15 protein-coding genes are annotated in these 17,509 nt (G+C 61.5%); 3 read left to right on the top strand and 12 right to left on the bottom strand.

Features of this window, described 5'->3' with window-relative positions:
* Positions 1 to 37: 37 nt before the first annotated feature.
* Both scpA and CBB63_RS06735 read right to left on the bottom strand, forming a co-directional pair.
* Positions 38 to 2,167, bottom strand: a complete 2,130-nt coding sequence (gene scpA, locus CBB63_RS06740) for a methylmalonyl-CoA mutase (RefSeq protein WP_009826511.1) — start codon at positions 2,165 to 2,167, stop codon at positions 38 to 40.
* On the bottom strand, positions 2,130 to 3,059 hold the full coding sequence (locus CBB63_RS06735) for a hypothetical protein (RefSeq protein ID WP_286698590.1): 930 nt from the start codon (positions 3,057 to 3,059) through the stop codon (positions 2,130 to 2,132). The genes scpA and CBB63_RS06735 overlap by 38 nt, the downstream gene beginning before the upstream one ends.
* Positions 3,060 to 3,227: 168 nt before the next feature.
* On the opposite strand from CBB63_RS06735, the gene CBB63_RS06730 reads away from it, so the two are divergent.
* Complete coding sequence (locus CBB63_RS06730; protein ID WP_286698589.1) at positions 3,228 to 3,689, top strand: DUF4174 domain-containing protein; 462 nt, start codon at positions 3,228 to 3,230, stop codon at positions 3,687 to 3,689.
* A gap of 94 nt (positions 3,690 to 3,783) precedes the next feature.
* Here CBB63_RS06730 and CBB63_RS06725 read toward each other — a convergent pair whose 3' ends face one another.
* From CBB63_RS06725 to CBB63_RS06700, 6 genes are all read right to left on the bottom strand, one after another.
* The gene (locus CBB63_RS06725) at positions 3,784 to 5,829 is read right to left on the bottom strand and encodes an acetyl-CoA carboxylase biotin carboxylase subunit (RefSeq protein WP_009826508.1); all 2,046 of its coding nucleotides are present in this window, start codon (positions 5,827 to 5,829) and stop codon (positions 3,784 to 3,786) included.
* A gap of 116 nt (positions 5,830 to 5,945) precedes the next feature.
* Positions 5,946 to 6,152: a hypothetical protein gene (locus CBB63_RS06720; RefSeq protein WP_037943771.1), complete on the bottom strand. Its 207-nt coding sequence runs from the start codon at positions 6,150 to 6,152 to the stop codon at positions 5,946 to 5,948.
* Positions 6,153 to 6,339: 187 nt separating this feature from the next.
* Positions 6,340 to 6,687 carry a hypothetical protein gene (locus CBB63_RS06715; protein WP_286698588.1) on the bottom strand — a complete coding sequence of 116 codons (348 nt, stop codon included), beginning with the start codon at positions 6,685 to 6,687 and terminating at the stop codon, positions 6,340 to 6,342.
* A 99-nt stretch (positions 6,688 to 6,786) separates the two neighbouring features.
* Positions 6,787 to 6,930, bottom strand: coding sequence for a hypothetical protein (locus CBB63_RS06710; protein ID WP_005852323.1), 144 nt, complete (start codon positions 6,928 to 6,930; stop codon positions 6,787 to 6,789).
* A gap of 214 nt (positions 6,931 to 7,144) precedes the next feature.
* Complete coding sequence (locus CBB63_RS06705) at positions 7,145 to 7,564, bottom strand: DUF6497 family protein (RefSeq protein ID WP_286698636.1); 420 nt, start codon at positions 7,562 to 7,564, stop codon at positions 7,145 to 7,147.
* A gap of 95 nt (positions 7,565 to 7,659) precedes the next feature.
* Positions 7,660 to 9,192: an acyl-CoA carboxylase subunit beta gene (locus CBB63_RS06700; RefSeq protein WP_286698587.1), complete on the bottom strand. Its 1,533-nt coding sequence runs from the start codon at positions 9,190 to 9,192 to the stop codon at positions 7,660 to 7,662.
* 179 nt (positions 9,193 to 9,371) lie between these two features.
* On the opposite strand from CBB63_RS06700, the gene CBB63_RS06695 reads away from it, so the two are divergent.
* On the top strand, positions 9,372 to 10,589 hold the full coding sequence (locus tag CBB63_RS06695) for a multidrug effflux MFS transporter (RefSeq protein WP_286698586.1): 1,218 nt from the start codon (positions 9,372 to 9,374) through the stop codon (positions 10,587 to 10,589).
* A 71-nt stretch (positions 10,590 to 10,660) separates the two neighbouring features.
* Complete coding sequence (locus tag CBB63_RS06690; protein WP_286698585.1) at positions 10,661 to 12,061, top strand: helix-turn-helix domain-containing protein; 1,401 nt, start codon at positions 10,661 to 10,663, stop codon at positions 12,059 to 12,061.
* Between the two features lie 4 nt (positions 12,062 to 12,065).
* Here CBB63_RS06690 and CBB63_RS06685 read toward each other — a convergent pair whose 3' ends face one another.
* The 4 genes from CBB63_RS06685 to CBB63_RS06670 form a co-directional block, all read right to left on the bottom strand.
* Positions 12,066 to 12,752 carry a thermonuclease family protein gene (locus CBB63_RS06685; protein ID WP_286698584.1) on the bottom strand — a complete coding sequence of 229 codons (687 nt, stop codon included), beginning with the start codon at positions 12,750 to 12,752 and terminating at the stop codon, positions 12,066 to 12,068.
* Positions 12,753 to 12,854: 102 nt separating this feature from the next.
* Complete coding sequence (gene betA / locus CBB63_RS06680) at positions 12,855 to 14,513, bottom strand: choline dehydrogenase (RefSeq protein WP_286698583.1); 1,659 nt, start codon at positions 14,511 to 14,513, stop codon at positions 12,855 to 12,857.
* 261 nt (positions 14,514 to 14,774) lie between these two features.
* Entirely contained in the window at positions 14,775 to 16,226 is a 1,452-nt protein-coding gene (gene betB, locus CBB63_RS06675) for a betaine-aldehyde dehydrogenase (protein ID WP_286698582.1), read from the bottom strand.
* A 57-nt stretch (positions 16,227 to 16,283) separates the two neighbouring features.
* Positions 16,284 to 17,468 (bottom strand): BCCT family transporter, encoded by a 1,185-nt coding sequence (locus CBB63_RS06670; protein WP_286698581.1) that lies wholly within the window; start codon positions 17,466 to 17,468, stop codon positions 16,284 to 16,286.
* Positions 17,469 to 17,509: the final 41 nt, after the last annotated feature.

Here is a 17,509-nt window from a genome sequence, read left to right as displayed (position 1 = left end):
GGGAGTGTGAGGGGGCAGACAGCCCCCTCGCGCCCATTTAGCTGCGTGCGGCACGGATCAGTTTCAGGATATCCTGCGCCGCATTGGGGATATTTGTCCCCGGCCCGAAGATCGCCTTGACCCCCGCATCCTTGAGGAACTTGTAATCCTGCTGCGGAATGACGCCGCCGCAGATGACCAGAATATCCTCGGCCCCTTGATCCTTCAGCGCCTTGATCAGCTGTGGGGCGAGCGTTTTGTGACCCGCGGCCTGGGACGAGATGCCGATGACATGCACGTCGTTGTCCACGGCGTCCTGCGCGGCCTCGGCGGGGGTCTGGAACAGCGGCCCCACATCCACGTCGAACCCGATATCGGCAAAGGCGGTCGCAATGACCTTGGCTCCGCGGTCGTGCCCGTCCTGACCCATCTTGACCACCAGCATACGCGGACGGCGGCCTTCGGCTTCGGCAAAATCCTCGACCGATTTCTGGATTTCCGCAAAGCCGCTGTCGCCCTCATAGGCCGCGCCATAGACGCCGGCCAATGTCTTGACCTCGGCGCGGTGACGTCCGAATTTTTCTTCCATCGCCATGCTGATCTCCCCTACGGTGGCGCGGGCGCGGGCGGCTTCGACCGCCCCTTCCAACAGGTTTCCGCCCTCTGCGGCGCGGCGGGTCAGCTCGGCCAGGGCGGCTTTGCAGGCGTCTTCGTCACGCGCGCCACGGATCGCTTCGAGACGCTTGATCTGGCTGTCGCGCACCTTGACGTTATCGACATCCAGAATGTCGATCTCGTCCTCGACCTCGCGGCGGTATTTGTTGACCCCGACGATCACCTCGGTGCCGCGGTCGATCTTGGCCTGACGCGTGGCGGCGGCTTCTTCGATGCGCAGTTTCGGCATGCCCGAGGCGACGGCCTTGGTCATCCCGCCCAGCTCTTCCACCTCTTCGATCAGCTTCCATGCGGCGTCTGCCAGATCGGCGGTCAGCTTCTCGACATAGTAACTGCCGGCCAGCGGGTCGACGACATTGGTAACGCCGGTTTCTTCTTGCAAAATCAACTGCGTATTACGCGCAATGCGCGAGGAGAAATCGGTGGGCAGGGCAATCGCCTCGTCCAGGGCGTTGGTGTGCAGCGACTGCGTGCCGCCCAGAACCGCGCTCATCGCCTCGTAGGCGGTGCGGATCACGTTGTTATAGGGGTCTTGTTCCTGAAGGCTCACGCCGGAGGTCTGGCAGTGGGTCCGTAGCATCGAGGATTTGGGGTTCTTCGGTTTGAATTCATCCATGATCCGCGACCACAGCAGACGCGCCGCGCGCAGTTTCGCGGCCTCCATAAAGAAGTTCATGCCGATGCAGAAGAAGAAGCTCAACCGGGGAGCAAACCGGTCCACATCCATGCCCGCCGCAATCGCCGTGCGCACATATTCGCGGCCATCGGCAAGGGTAAAGGCCAGTTCCTGCACAAGGTTCGCCCCCGCCTCTTGCATGTGGTAGCCCGAGATCGAGATGGAGTTGAACTTCGGCATGTGGTCCGAGGTATATTCGATGATATCCCCGATGATCCGCATCGAGGGTTCGGGCGGATAGATATAGGTGTTGCGGACCATGAATTCTTTCAGAATGTCGTTCTGAATGGTGCCCGAGAGCACGGATTTATCATGCCCCTGCTCTTCGCCCGCGACGATGAAATTCGCCAAGATCGGGATCACCGCGCCGTTCATCGTCATGGAGACCGAAACTTTGTCGAGCGGGATACCGTCGAACAGGATCTTCATATCCTCGACGCTGTCGATGGCCACGCCCGCCTTGCCCACGTCGCCCTCTACACGGGGGTGGTCGCTGTCATAGCCGCGGTGGGTGGCCAGATCGAAGGCCACCGACACCCCCTGCTGCCCCGCCGCAAGAGCGCGGCGGTAAAAGGCGTTCGATTCCTCTGCCGTAGAGAAACCCGCATATTGGCGGATCGTCCACGGGCGGCCGGCATACATGGTCGCCTTCACCCCACGGGTAAAGGGTGCCTCGCCGGGGATGCCGCCCAGATGGTCAAGCCCTTCGGTATCTTCCGCTGTGTAAAGCGGTTTGACATCAATGCCTTCCAGCGTGTGCCACGTCAGATCATCGAGGCTACGCCCGCGCAGCTCCGCCTCAGCCAGATTGCGCCAGTTTTCTTTGTCCGCTGTCATGGTGGTGTCCTTTTCTTCTATCGCCGTCTGGCCAGCTTGTGCCGGCTCTTGGGGCGGTTGAGGTCTCTGTCAGGGTGGCAAGACCATCCGCACCGGCTGTCAGCCAGAACAGATCGTCCGCATAGGTTTCACGCAAGGCCGCGGCCTGCGCGTCGCTAAAGGGATGCCAGTTGCCCAGCCCGTCGCTGCGCAGCCCTGCCGCGTCGGGGCCCATCTGCGCACGCAGGCTGGCCTCGTCCGGGCGGCGGTTCAGCCAATAGCCTTGGGTGGTGGCGGGGGCGGCACGGCCGGTGAGCTGCGTGAACAGCGCATCGGGGCGGCCAGCATAATCGTCATAGCGGGCGATGCTGATCTTCGCCTCGGGCAAGGCGCAGGCAAGATCGGTGATGACATCGCGCCAGCCGCGCCGGTCATGGGCGATGCGGGCGATCTGGTCGGCGTCCGGTACGGGATGCCCGCGCCCCACGGTATAGGCCAGCGCAGAGGCCCACCAATGGTCCGTCTGCCGGATGGTCAGCACCACCTGCGTCACGCGCCCGCCAAAGCTGGCCCCGAACCGCGCCATACGTTCGCCGATGGCCGGAAACAGCCGCCCGCTGCGCACCGAATGGCGCGCCGAGCCGATCATATTCTCGTCCGATATCAGCAGTTGATCCGCCCCGAGGTCGCGCGCCTTGCCCATCAGCAGCGACACGCGTCCGTTTACCAAATTCGGCCCCGAGGCCAGCATCCCCGACGCCGGGAACAGCCCCGCAAACAGCCCGCCGCGGGTCTGGCGCGGCCCCCAGACGCAGGTGCCCTGCGCCGCAATGGGATCGGCGTGATCCGCCAGATAGCGTTGAAAACTGGTGGTTCCTGTACGGTGTGCACCGACGTGAAGAAGAATATCCATGATCTGCTTGCCCAATCCTTGAACGGGGGCCAGCCACTGCGGCCCACTAAGAGTTTGAGCCCCAGTCATGCCCGCAAACCTGTTGCAGAGTGCTTAATATGCGCAGATGTCCGGTTGTGCATCGCAATTGCGTCGCGCAAGCTTATATCTGTACGGACAGGAGACAAAATGAAACCAGTGATAGCCCTTGTTTTTGCAGGATTGTTTGCGGTCTCGGCGGGGGCGCAAACGGCCACGGAACCCGAGGTTCCCGGCTTGTTCCTGCCCGCAGATATGGAACATTTGAGTGAATTCCACTGGAAAAAAAGGCCGGTTCTGGTCTTTGCGGACAGCGAGGATGACCCCGCCTTCCAATCCCAGATGGAGCTTTTGCGCGAGCAGCCTGAAGACCTGATCGAACGTGACGTGATCGTCCTGACCGATACCGATCCGGGCGCGCGCAGCCCGTTGCGGCTGCGGATGCGGCCGCGCGGGTTCATGTTGGTGCTGGTGGGCAAAGACGGCGGGATCAAACTGCGCAAGCCCCGCCCCTGGGATGTCCGCGAGATCACCCGCAGCATCGACAAAATGACCATCCGGCAACGCGAAATTCGCGAAGCAAAGGAGAAGTCAGGTAAAATCTTCGACTGAACAGCCAGCAGCCGCTGCAATATGGGCCGGTGCTGCGAAGGGATCCCCCGCAGCGCCGTGTTGTATCCCATGATGGCAACGGCTGGCATGGCGCTTATTCGAATTCGATGATGACATCATCCACAGCGAGGCTATCCCCCGCTGCGGCATTGACCTTGGACACTTTGCCCTTCTTCTCGGCGCGCAGGATGTTCTCCATCTTCATCGCCTCGATGGTGCAGAGGTTCTGGCCTTCCTGCACCTCGTCGCCGACCTCTACATCGATTTTCACCACCAGACCCGGCATCGGGCACAGGAGCATTTTCGATGTGTCGGGCGGCAGTTTCTCGGGCATCAGACGGGCCAGTTCGGCCTGACGCGGGTTGCGCACATGCACTTTCATATCCGCGCCACGGGCCCGCACGCGGAACCCGCCAGAGATTTTGCCGACCTTGAACACCAGCGGTGCGTCGTCGATGGTCATCTCGGCCAGTTGGTCGCCCGGTGTCCAGTCGCCCGCGACGCGCAGCGCTGTGCCGTCGTCGAAGGTCACCGTCGCGCCCTTTGGGTCGGCCTGAATTTCCACATCGAACGACTGGCCTTGCAGCGCGACGTTCCAGGCGGTGCCGACCTTGCGTTCGTGGTTGTCCATGCGGCCCGACACGCGAGTCCGGCGGATCTCTCCGACGCGGTGCATGGCTGCGGTGGCCGCCGCGATCCGGCGCAGTTCGGCCTCGGGCAGCTCTACCCCGTCAAAGCCGTCGGGGTATTGTTCGGCGATGAAGGCGGTGGTCATGTTGCCTTCGACAAAGATCGGATGATCCATCACGGCAGAGAGGAACGGCAGGTTGTGCCCGATGCCTTCGACCTCGAAGCTATCCAGCGCCACGCGCATGCGTTCAATCGCCTCGGCGCGGGTCGGTGCCCATGTACACAGCTTGGCGATCATCGGGTCGTAATACATCGAGATCTCGCCGCCCTCGTAGACACCGGTATCGTTGCGCACAGCCGTGTCACCCGCGGGCGCATCGCCCTGCCATTTGTCGTTGGTCAGCAAGGGGCCCGCCGCAATCTCCATCGGAGGACGGTAGCGCGTCAGACGCCCGATGGAGGGCAGGAAGCCGCGGTATGGATCTTCGGCATAGAGCCGGTTTTCGATCGCCCAACCGGTCAGTTTCACGTCGTCCTGGGTGATGGTCAGCTTTTCGCCATTGGCAACGCGGATCATCTGTTCGACCAGATCGACACCGGTGATCAGCTCGGTCACGGGGTGTTCCACCTGAAGACGGGTGTTCATTTCAAGGAAGTAGAAGTTCTTGTCGCCGTCCACGATGAATTCGACCGTACCGGCAGAGGTATAGCCAACGGCCTGCGCCAAGGCGACGGATTGCTCGCCCATGGCTTTGCGGGTGGCTTCGTCAAGGAAAGGCGACGGGGCCTCTTCCACGACCTTCTGGTTGCGGCGCTGGATCGAACATTCGCGTTCGCCCAGATAGATCCCGTTGCCGTGGGCGTCGCAAAGCACCTGAATTTCGATGTGGCGTGGCTGGGTGACGAATTTCTCGATAAAGATACGGTCATCGCCAAAGCTGTTGGCGGCCTCGTTCTTGGACGACTGGAACCCCTCGCGGGCCTCTTCGTCGTTCCATGCGATACGCATCCCCTTGCCGCCGCCACCGGCAGAGGCCTTCAGCATCACCGGATAGCCGATTTCGTTCGAGATCTTCACCGCCTCGTCCGCGTCTTCGATCAGCCCCATGTAGCCGGGGACCGTGGAAACACCGGCTTCTTGCGCGATTTTCTTTGAGGTGATCTTGTCGCCCATCTTCTCGATCGCGCCCTTAGGGGGGCCGACAAAGGCGACGCCAGCGGCCTCGAGCGCCTCGGCGAATTTCGCGTTCTCGGACAGGAAGCCATAGCCCGGGTGTACGGCCTGCGCGCCCGACTGCTTGATCGCGTCCATGATCTTGTCGATCACGATATACGACTGGTTCGCGGCAGGCGGGCCGATGTGGATCGCCTCATCGGCCATCTGGACGTGCAACGCCTGCGCATCAGCGTCGGAATAGACGGCGACGGTTTCGATGCCCATCTTCTTGGCGGTCTTGATAACGCGGCAGGCAATCTCGCCGCGGTTGGCGATCAGGATCTTATTGAACATCGACTGTCCCTTTTGGTCTTGAGTGAACGGAAAAACCCCGCATCAGCACGCGGCTGAGCGGGGCAAAATCTTTGACACTGCAGCTACCGCGACCCGAGGCCGCGGCAGATGTCAGATTATTGGCAGCGCACTGCGCCGGATTGGCACGCCAGTACGTTTGCGCCGGCACCGATGGCCGCGCCTTGCGCGAGGCTACCGCCTGTGACGGCTGCAGCACCGGCACCCACGACACCACCGCCGAGCGCTTGTTCGCCCAGTGTGTCACCGCATGCAGCNAGGCCAGCGGANGCAGTAACGGCGAGAAGAATTGTTTTGATGGACATGGGATTAAACCTTTTATTGATCGTGCNTTATTNGCGATGTGATNCTGATAAACGCATGGTTTCGCAGAAGGTTCCACCGCGGTTTGNNTNNNNGCGCNCGCCCCTCCCGCCCCNACGGGCAAATTACCGCCCAACATGCCGNGCANGTGGCNAAAANCAGCCGAAAGGAAGGGGGCGACGCGCATGATCAATCCTCGAACGCGTCGGGGAAAGACGCCCGGGCAAGGGCTTCGTTGATGACCAGCATCGCGTCATAGTCGGCTGGNTCAAAGGGGTCGTCTACCGCGACGACCTCGCGACCAAAGAGCCAAGACAANCGGCCCGCGTCCAGATTGCCCCTTTCGAACGGCTGGTCGCCAAAGGCTTCCCACAGCGCGCGCATAAAGGCCGTGTCAACGCGACGGTCCGCCGCCTTGCGGTCGGAACGGCGTTCGCGACGGGTCAGCGGGGTGACCCCNCGCGGATTGGCGCGACGGATAACGAATTGATAGTCTGATCCGGGCATACGCCCCGGAAAACCGCGATGTTTCAGCATGATACCCCCCAGACTGCGAGGGCGATGCGCGGTGCTACCCCTGCGTTACATGCCGCAGAGGGGTTGGAGACAGGCGCAAAGGCCTGTCCCCGACAAGCATTACTTGTACTTGCCTGTGTACACGGGCTCAACCGAGATGGGCTCGGGTGCGACCACGACATATTCTTCTTGCTGCTTGGGTGCGCATGCCGCAACGGCTGCGATAAGGCCGAATGCGGCCAGCATTGTGATGCTCTTGGACATCTAAGTCTCCTGTCACTGTTTAAAGGGCCCGGCACTGCCTCATGCCAATCAGACCCCGATGTTAAAGTAAGAAATACGTCGGTATTCCCCGCCGCGACATTATCGCAGTTCATTGGCGTTGCATACGGTGNGCTTTCCAATGCGGCCAGATGTGACGCCAAAGCCGCAGTTCGGCGCGCTGGTGCCGCAGCGCTCGCAAGATGTTGTGGGTGCATCAAAGGCCCTCCCAGATACAGGTGTCGTTGCTCAGGCGAAATGCCTCGAAAAACTGTGTGGCCTCAGGGTCGGACACCCCGAATTCCGTGACGCGATCAGCCAAAGAGATCACGATGACCTCTCCGTCCAGCGCATGTTGCGCCATGTAGGGAATGGCCAGCGCGTCGCACAGATAGGTCATATCGGCCCCAACCTGCGCAAAGTCCACAGCGCCCGTATCGCGCGCGATATAAGGGGCTACAAAACGGAAGCGCAGCCATGTCTGCACNCCCACCTCGTCTATCAGCACCTCTTGCAATTCGATGCTTTCGNCCGACGGCACCTCNACGGGCTGCGCCGCGGCAGGGGCCGTGGCGAAAGCTGCGCAAACCGCAAGCCACTTCAGTGCCGCACCCGCTNGATGCANACCGTANGNCAAAGACGCGGAAAGAGAGGGGTGATCGGTAACCAAAGCGGTCTCCTGCCCCTCGNGGNNCCNNCAAAGGCNCCGCGAGGGATATGGATTAAACGACGTTAGAGCGGGATGTTGTTATGCTTTTTCCAAGGCATCGCGGCTTTCTTGTTGCGCAANGAGGCAAANGCGCGGGCAATCCGCTTGCGCGTGGTNCGCGGCTGGATCACCTCGTCGATAAAGCCACGCTCTGCCGCCACAAAGGGGTTCGCGAAACGCTCTTCGTAATCGGCGGTATGGCGTGCGATCTTTTCGGGGTCGTTCAGATCGGCACGGTGGATGATCTCTGTCGCGCCCTTGGCCCCCATCACGGCAATCTCGGCTGTGGGCCACGCGTAGTTNAAGTCGGACCGCAGGTGCTTGGACGCCATCACGTCATACGCGCCGCCATAGGCTTTGCGGGTGATGACCGTCACCATCGGCACCGTCGCTTCGCCATANGCGAACAGCAGCTTGGCACCNTGTTTGATCACGCCGCCATATTCCTGCCCCGTACCGGGGAGGAAGCCGGGCACGTCCACCAGCGTCAGGATCGGAATNTCGAACGCATCGCAGAAGCGCACAAACCGCGCCGCCTTGCGCGAGCTGTCGATATCAAGGCAGCCCGCCAGNACCATCGGCTGGTTCGCGACCACANCCACGGTGCGCCCTTCGATACGGATAAAGCCGGTCAGGATGTTCTTGGCGAAGTCTTCCTGAATTTCGTAAAAGTCGCCTTCATCCGCAAGCTTGTGGATCAGCTCTTTCATGTCNTAGGGCGTGTTGGCGTTGCTGGGCACCAATGTATCAAGCGACGCCTCGATCCGGTCGGGTTCGTCAAAGAACGGGCGCACGGGCGGCAGGTCGCGGTTGTTGGCAGGCAGGAAATCGACCAGACGACGCACCTCGGCCAGTGCTTCGACGTCATTTTCAAACGCGCCATCCGCGACGGAGGATTTGCGCGTGTGCGTCGTCGCGCCGCCCAATTCCTCTGCGGTNACCTGTTCGTTGGTCACGGTTTTNACCACGTCAGGGCCTGTCACGAACATATAGGACGTGTCTTTAACCATGAAGATAAAGTCAGTCATCGCAGGGGAATAGACCGCCCCGCCCGCACATGGCCCCATGATCACGCTGATCTGCGGGATCACACCGGAGGCCTCGATATTGCGCTGGAACACCTCGGCATAGCCCGCGAGGCTNTCGACGCCNTCCTGAATACGCGCNCCGCCGGAATCGTTGATCCCGATGACAGGCGCACCGTTCTGGATCGCCATATCCTGAATCTTGCAGATCTTCTGCGCGTGGGTCTGGGACAGCGATCCGCCAAAGACCGTGAAATCCTGACTGAAGACATAGACCAGACGGCCGTTGATCGTGCCCCAACCGGTGACAACGCCGTCACCTGCGGGTTTTTGCTGCTCCATCCCGAAGTCGGTGCAGCGGTGGGTGACGAACATGTCGAATTCTTCAAACGACCCATCATCAAGCAACAGGTCGATCCGCTCGCGGGCGGTCAGCTTGCCACGGGCGTGCTGCGCATCAATGCGCTTTTGCCCTCCGCCCAGTCGGGCGTCGTCGCGGCGGGTTTCAAGCTGTTCCAGAATATCTTTCATCACGCACCTCTATAAGATTTCCGCCACCGTAACGCCGCCCCCGCGCGAACCAAAGAGCATTTTTGCAAATTTGCAAAAACTATACACCCNTCATCTTTGCTAATTGAAAACCTGCAAATCGTTCGGTTACCGTATGGTTCTGGATAGACAAGATGCAACCGCAGGCATACTGATATGCAATGATCAAGGATAACCCCGTCCGTTTTCTGGATAAAACATCCCCCCCGCATATTTCCACGCTGATCCTTCTTTCNGGGATCGGGGCGCTGGCGATGAATATGTTCNTGCCAAGCCTTCCCGCTATGGCNGAATATTTCGACGCCGATTACGCTGTGATGCAGCTNTCCGTNCCGCTTTATCTNCTNTGNAGCGCGGTATTGCAGGTGCTGATCGGCCCGATTTCGGACAATCTGGGCCGCCGCAATGTGCTGCTATGGGGGCTGGCGATATATATGGTCGCGACGGTGGGCTGTATCTACGCCCCCACGACGGCTGTGTTCCTTGCCTTCCGCTGCGTGCAGGCCATCGTCGCCGTGTCGATGGTACTGAGCCGCGCAGTGGTGCGCGATATGTTCGCCCAAGATAAAGCCGCCTCGATGATCGGCTATGTCACGATGGGCATGGCGCTGGTGCCCATGATCTCCCCCGCTGTGGGCGGGTTGCTGGAACAATCCTTCGGCTGGCAGGCGACCTTCTGGGCGATGTTCTGGATCGGGGCGCTGGTACTGGCGATCACATGGTTCGACCTTGGCGAGACCCACGTCGCGTCAGGGCGCACGCTGACCCAGCAATTCGCCGAATACCCCGAGCTGCTCGGCTCTCCGCGGTTCTGGGGGTACTCCATGGCGGCGGCCTGCTGCTCGGGGGCGTTCTTTGCCTACCTTGGCGGCGCGCCCTTCGTCGGCAGCGTCGTTTTCGGCATGGAACCGGCCGAGCTTGGCATCTATTTCGGCGCACCCGCCGTGGGCTATTTCCTTGGCAACTTTATCACGGCCCGCAAAGCGACTGTGGTCGGCGTCAACACGCTGGTGCTTTGGGGCTGTCTGGCCAATGCGATTGGCGGGTCGGTGTCGATGATGATCTTCCTGCTGGGTTATGGATCGCCGCTGTCGTTCTTCGGGATGATGACGCTGGTGGGCCTTGGCAACGGGCTGTGCATCCCCAACGCCACCGCGGGCCTGTTGTCGGTGCGCCCGCATCTGGCGGGCACAGCATCCGGGCTTGGCGGCGCGATCATGATTGGCGGTGGTGCGGGGCTGAGCATTTTGGCCGGCGCCCTGCTGAGCGAGGAAACCGGAGCCTATCCGCTGCTCTGGATCATGCTGGCTACCGCCGTCGCGGGCGTCGCGTCGATCTTGGTCGTGATCCGCCGTGAACGGGCGCTTGGTATCGCCTGACGGGCCTTGCCGCCGTTAGTTTGCAAAGATACGGTTTGCAGAACCGGTAACTTTGCAAAGGCTCCACCCCGATGGCGATCCAAAAGCTATACGCTGGCGCAAAACTGCGCGAGCTGCGCACAAATCTGGCTCATACCCAGAAAGAATTCGCCGCGCGCCTTGGCGTATCCCTCCCGTACCTTAACCAGATGGAGAACAATAACCGCCCCGTCAGCACCACGGTCGTGTTGGCGCTGGCGTCTGAATTCGGGATGGATGTCACCGAACTGTCGAGCGGGGACAGCGAACGGTTGGTCAGCGACATGCGCGAAGTCCTGTCCGATCCGGTGTTCGAGGGCGATGTGCTGCCGCTGGCCGATGTACAGCTTGCGGCCTCCAACGCGCCGGGGTTGGCGCGGGCGTTCATCAAGCTGCACCAAAGCCACCGCCAGACCCAGGAACGGCTGGCCTATCTGGACGAAGCCTTGGGCCGCGAAGATGCCCGCCCCTCCCCCAGCCCGTGGGAAGAGGTGCGCGACTTCTTCCATTATTGCGACAATTATCTGGATGCCGTGGACCGCGCCGCCGAGTATTTCGCCCGCGACACCGGCAGCGGCCAAAGCCTGCGCGACACCACGCTAAAGGCGCTGTCCAGCGCCGGCATCACCGTCGCCTTCGACGAGACAGATGCCCTGCGCCGCTATGATCCGGCCAGCGGCGTGTTGCATGTCTCGGCCCGCGCCTCGCAGGCCACTCAGACGTTCCAGATGCTGCTGCAGGTCGCCCTTGTGCGCCAGAACGACCTGCTTGAGGCAACCTTGGATTTCGCGCGTTTCAACAGCCCTGCGGCCCGTGACATCGCGAAGATGGGGCTGGCGAACTACTTTGCCGGGGCCGCGCTGATGCCCTACGCCCGGTTTCTGGAGCGCGCCCAAAGCTGCCGCCACGACCTCGAGGTGCTGGCCTCTGATTTCGGGGCGTCGATCGAACAGGTCGCGCATCGGCTGTCGACGCTGCAACGCCCCGGGTCAAAGGGGATTCCGTTCTTCTTTGTCCGTGTGGATCAGGCAGGCACGATCACCAAACGCCATTCGGCCACCCGTCTGCAATTTGCGCGGTTTGGCGGAGCCTGCCCCCTGTGGAACGTGCACAGCGCCTTTGAAACGCCGGGCCGCTTCCTGCGTCAGCTTGCCGAAACGCCGGACGGGGTACGCTATATCTCGCTGGCGCGGGACATCTCGAAGCCGGCGGGGCGGTTTGGCGCGCCGGTGCGGCGCTATGCGATTTCACTGGGGTGCGAGGTGCGCCACGCGCCCGCGCTGGTCTATGCTGACGGGATGGACACCACCCGCGCCTCGGCGTTTGAACCCATCGGCATATCTTGCCGTATCTGCGAGCGTAAACATTGCCACCAGCGGTCTGTGCCGCCGCTGGAACGCCAGCTGGTGGTGGACCCGAACCTGCGCGACGTGCTGCCCTATCAGGTGGATTGACCGCTTACCGCTTGGCCGCCCGCCATCCGGCGGCACGCGCCTGCGCCGCGCTGCAGAACCAGCGTTCGCCCTTGTCGGTGCGGATCACGGTACGGTCATAGTCGTGCTGTCCGGGCACGTGAAAGATCCGCGTGCCCTTGCTGCTGACATTCCCCTTGATCACACAGCCGCCCGGCCCCGATGACGCAACGGGCTTTGGCGCTGCTTTAGAGGCTTTGCGATAGGCTTCAGGGCGCTGCGTTTCATAGGCATGCACCCCGCGTCCCGCCCGCTTGGCCGCCGCTTCACGCGCGACATAGGCGCGGCTGTAGCGCGCGTAGGAAAAGGCCAGCCCCGCCGCGACCAAGGCTCGCCCCATATCCTGCCCCAAGGCGGCACAGCGCGCGACAATCCGGCCATAGCGGTCGGTATCCACCCGCTGGCAGTCGGCCCGCTGGCCGTCATAGGTGGCGCGCACCTGCGCCGTCACCCAAGCGCCGCAGTTCAACACGCGCCCATCCGAGGCACGGCAAGGCTGGTCACCTTCCACCGCATCGATGCCGAAAAGCCGGATCCGCGTCTCACCCAATGCGATCGTATCGCCGTCGATAACCCGGATCTCGCCCGACAGACGCGGTTCGACCGCCGCAGCGGGTTGCGTGAAAACGGCAAGCAAAGCCGCTGCGAAACATGAATGAAGGATGGCTTTCATATCCCGTTGATTGGGCCGTTTCCACGCCCCAATCAACCAGAGATATTAACCAAGGTTAACTTTCGTTAACACTTGTGGCCTCTCGACCAAGGGGGCAATGCCTTAGCGCTGCGCGGTTTCCCAGTCGGGGTGAATCCAGGGCGCGTCATTCGCCGCGGCCAATGGATCAAGCCCCAACACATGGTCCGAGATTTTCTCGCCCACCATGATCGACGGGGCGTTCAGGTTGCCATTAGTAATCCGCGGGAAGATCGAGCTGTCGGCGACGCGCAGCCCCTCTACTCCGATCACACGGCCCTGCGGATCGACCACCGCCTGCGGGTCATCGGCGCGGCCCATGCGGCAGGTNCCACAGGGGNGATAGGCGCTTTCGGCATGTTCNCGGATNAAGGCATCAAGNTCNTCGTCGCTTTGNACATCGGCCCCCGGCTGGATCTCGTGTTTGACGAAGGGTTTGAAGGCGTCCTGCGCAAAGATCTCCCGGGTGAGGCGAATACAGGTGCGGAACTCCTCCCAATCCTTGTCTTGCGACATGTAGTTGAAAAAGATCTTCGGCGCGTCGGCCGGATTGCCCGAGGCCAGCGTGACAGACCCGCGCGAGGTCGACCGCATCGGCCCCACATGCGCCTGAAACCCGTGGCCTTCAGCGGCGGCCTGCCCGTCATAGCGCACGGCAATCGGCAGGAAGTGATACTGGATATCGGGATATTTAATCCCCGCCTTCGACCGGATGAAGGCCGCGCTTTCAAACTGGTTCGACGCGCCCATGCCGGTTTTCGTGAACAACCACTGCGCGCCGATTGCGGCCTTGGAAAAGATGTTCCAGTGCTTGTACAGCGTAATCGGCTGGCTGGCGGCCATCTGGATATACAGTTCAAGGTGGTCTTGCAGGTTCTGGCCAACACCGGGGCGGTCGGCGACCACGTCGATACCATGCTCTGCCAGATGGGCCGCAGGGCCGATGCCCGACAACATCAGCAGCTTGGGCGAGTTGATGGAGGACGCCGCGACGATCACCTCGCCGCTGGCACGCAGCACCTCGGTCTTGCCACCGCGCAGCACCTCGACCCCGACAGCGCGACCATCTTCGATCACGATCCGCTGCGCCAAGGCGCGGACGAGTTCGACGTTGCCGGTCTTTTGCGCGGGCCGCAGATAGGCGTTGGCCGCGGACCAGCGGCGGCCCTTCCACACCGTCTGCTCCATCGGGCCGAAGCCTTCCTGTTTCTCGCCGTTATAGTCGTCGGTCGCCTCGTATCCCGCTTGTTTGCCCGCCTCGACAAAGGCTTCGAACAAGGGGTTTTCACGGGGGCCACGGCTGACATGCAGCGGGCCGTCAGTGCCGCGCCAGTCGGGGTCGCCCCCGTGGCCGCCGTCATGCCAGCTTTCCATGCGTTTGAAATAGGGCAGCACATCCGCATAGCCCCAGCCGTCGGCCCCCTGCTCTTCCCAATGGTCATAGTCCATCGCGTGCCCGCGCACATAGACCATCCCGTTGATCGATGACGATCCGCCGATCACCTTGCCACGCGGGGTCGCCAGACGACGGTTGTTCAGATGCGGTTCGGGTTCGGACTGGAACCCCCAGTCATAGGTTTTCATGTTCATCGGATAGGACAGCGCCGCCGGCATCTGGATGAACGGGCCCGCATCGCTGCCACCATGTTCGATCACCATCACCTTGCGCCCTGCCGTGGCCAGGCGGTACGCCATCGCGCAGCCCGCGCTGCCCGCCCCTACGATAATAAATTCAGCTTCCATCCTATCGCCTTCCTTCCGTGAGTCTTGCGCGGGTCAAGGAGGCCGCAGGCCCCGCGCCCCCGGCGCGGCGTGTCCTTGACGCGCGCAAGACTCGCATCCCAACATTGTCGAGGTGACTTGAGGATCAGACCGATCCCTCAAGCACCTCTCAGCATATTCCCGCACGCCCTGCCCAAGCCCCCCTTTGTTGCCGAAGGAAAGCTTGGGCCGGATGCGCGCCCATCTATCGCATGCGCGTCAGCGCAGCGTTGGATCAGCGCCCTAGAAAGGCGCTTCCATATCGCCCATGCGCACATAGACGGTTTTCAACTGGCTATAGTGATCAATCGCCGCCTTGGAGTTCTCGCGCCCCACGCCCGAATCTTTCATGCCGCCAAAGGGAGCTTCGACCGGGGCGTCGTTATAGGTGTTGATATAGCAGGTGCCCGCCTCGAACCCCGCCGCGACGCGGTGCGCGCGGGACAGGTCTTTGGTGAACACACCGGCGGCCAGACCGAATTCGGTCGCATTGGCGCGGGCCATCACCTCTGCCTCGGTCTCGAAATCCAGCACCGACATGACCGGCCCGAAAATCTCTTCGCGCGCGATGGACATGTCGTCGGTCACATCGGCAAAGACGGTGGGCTGCATGTAAAATCCGTCCCGGTCGATTGCTGCCCCGCCATAGACCAGACGCGCGCCTTCCGCCTTGCCCTTGTCGACATAGCCAAGCGCGATCTCCATCTGACGTTTTGATACCATCGGGCCAAAGCTGGTGTCAGGGTCCATCGGGTCGCCGATCACGGCGGTGTCCAGTCGTTCGGCCAAGCGCTTGAGGAACGCCTCTTTGATGTCGCGGTGCACGAAGACGCGGGTGCCGTTCGAACAGATCTGACCCGAGCTGTAGAAATTGCCCAAGATCGCGCCGCTGATGGCGTTTTCGATATCGGCATCCTCGAACACGATCATGGGGGACTTGCCGCCCAGTTCCATCGTGACATGTTTGATGCCGTCGGCGGCCGCGGCATAGACCTTGCGGCCCGTGGGCACAGAACCGGTGAGCGAGACTTTGTCGACGCGCGGGTCTGTCACGAGGGAGGCCCCCACTTCGCCCATGCCCTGCACAACGTTATAAAGACCGGCGGGCAGCCCTGCCTCTACCAGAATTTCCGCGACTTTCAGCGCGCAAAGCGGCGTCGTCTCGGACGGTTTGAAGATGATCGAGTTCCCGCAGGCCAGCGCCGGTGCGCCTTTCCAGCAGGCGATCTGCGTCGGATAGTTCCATGCGCCGATGCCAACACAGACCCCCAGCGGTTCGCGGCGGGTATAGACCCAGTCTTCGCCCAGCTGGATATGCTCCCCCGTCAGAGACGCCGCCAGACCGCCGAAATATTCCAGCGCATCCGCACCGCTGGTCGCATCCGCAACCGAGGTTTCCTGATAGGGTTTGCCGGTGTCATAGGTCTCAAGGATCGACAGATCGTGGTTGCGTTCGCGCATGATGTCGGCGGCGCGGCGCAGGATACGGCCCCGTTCGGTGCCGGTCATCGCGGCCCAAGCAGCCTGCGCGTCCCGCGCGGCGGTGATCGCTTTCTCCACGATCTGGGGCGTGGCGGCATAGACGGTCGCGATGACCTCGCCCGTGGCCGGATAGATCACCTCGATCGGGGTGCCGTTGGTATCTTCGACATATTCGCCGTTGATGAAATGGCTGGCGGTGGGTTGCGTTTGCATAGGTCTCTCTTTTCGGTTGGGCCCCGCCCGTATGGCGGGGCCGCTTAGGTTTAAGGGTTATTCGGCTGGGATATTGGCGTTGCCATCCAGCCCGTGCAGGTGACGGCGTTTGACAAAGAACATATAGCCAAGCGCCAGCAGGTAGATGCCGATCACGATGGTCCCGACCCACTGGATCTGCAGCCATTGGCTTTGGAACAGCAGGGTCAGCACAAACAGGCCGATGGCATTGGCCACCACATAAGACACAGTGCCAAAGCGTTCGGTCGTGAAGTTGAGGTTATCGGTGTAGAGCCGGATCAGACTGTCGAAAGAGTTGATCACGAACAGGATGCCCACGATGGTCATGGCCCAATTCGGGAAGCCCGCGGTGCCGATGCCGTTCAGGTGGTAGTAATACAGCACCGAGAACCACAACCCCAAGGGGATCGACGGGAATACCAGCAAGGACGCCAGCAGTTGCCATGTCTTCAGCCCGCCGACAAAGCGGCTGACGAACTGCCCGATCATGATTGACCAAGCGAACCACCAGAACAGGTAGAATTCGTGGTAATCCGTCAGCGGGATGATGAACTTGTGGATATTCGCGAAATAGCCGCCAAGGTTGCTTGCCGTTGAGGCAAATTCGCCCAATCCCATGCCGGCATTCAGCCACATGTAAGCGATCAACGCCAGAAACAGCAGGGTCGAGCTGACCGACAGCACACGCACGAACTTCAGATCGGTGGAGCTGAAAGCCGCAATCAGGATCACGAGGAAGCAGATCAGGTAGAAGACCGGCAGGATCGTCTCTCCGTCGCCGACCTCGGCGATGTAATAGGGCATATAGATCAGGAACAACGCACCGGTGAAGGCGCAGGTGGTGATGATCACGATGTTGTTCAGCAGTTTGATCGCGGGGATCTCGAAGAACTTCACCCGCGGCTCGATGGCACAGAAATAGAAGGTCGTCAGAAAGTAGAACGTCCAGATCAGAAAGCCCCAGAAGCCGAATTCAAGCGCCAGCGGGTTGGTGAACCCATAGGCCGGCTCGGTCGCCGTATCCGCATAAAGCGGGAAGTCGAAGGCCAGCGGGAACATGATCAGCCCCACATCCAGCCCCGACGTGAAGAGGATCGCGATAAAGGTGAACAGCGGCACCGGCGTCACGCCGGTCAGCGGCAGGTTCCACCACTTGATCGTACAAAAAATAGTTAAGCCCAAAGCCAGTATGACCCCGAACGAAATGATGGTCGTTAACATTGTGTCCCTCCGTGTTGGGGGTGCATTATTGGTTTGGTTGC

The organism is Sulfitobacter sp. TMED3 (assembly GCF_002167505.1).
In the GTDB taxonomy this organism is placed as follows: domain Bacteria; phylum Pseudomonadota; class Alphaproteobacteria; order Rhodobacterales; family Rhodobacteraceae; genus Sulfitobacter; species Sulfitobacter pontiacus.
Note: the sequence above shows the minus strand (reverse complement) of the source record. Positions and strands in the feature narration are given on the sequence as shown.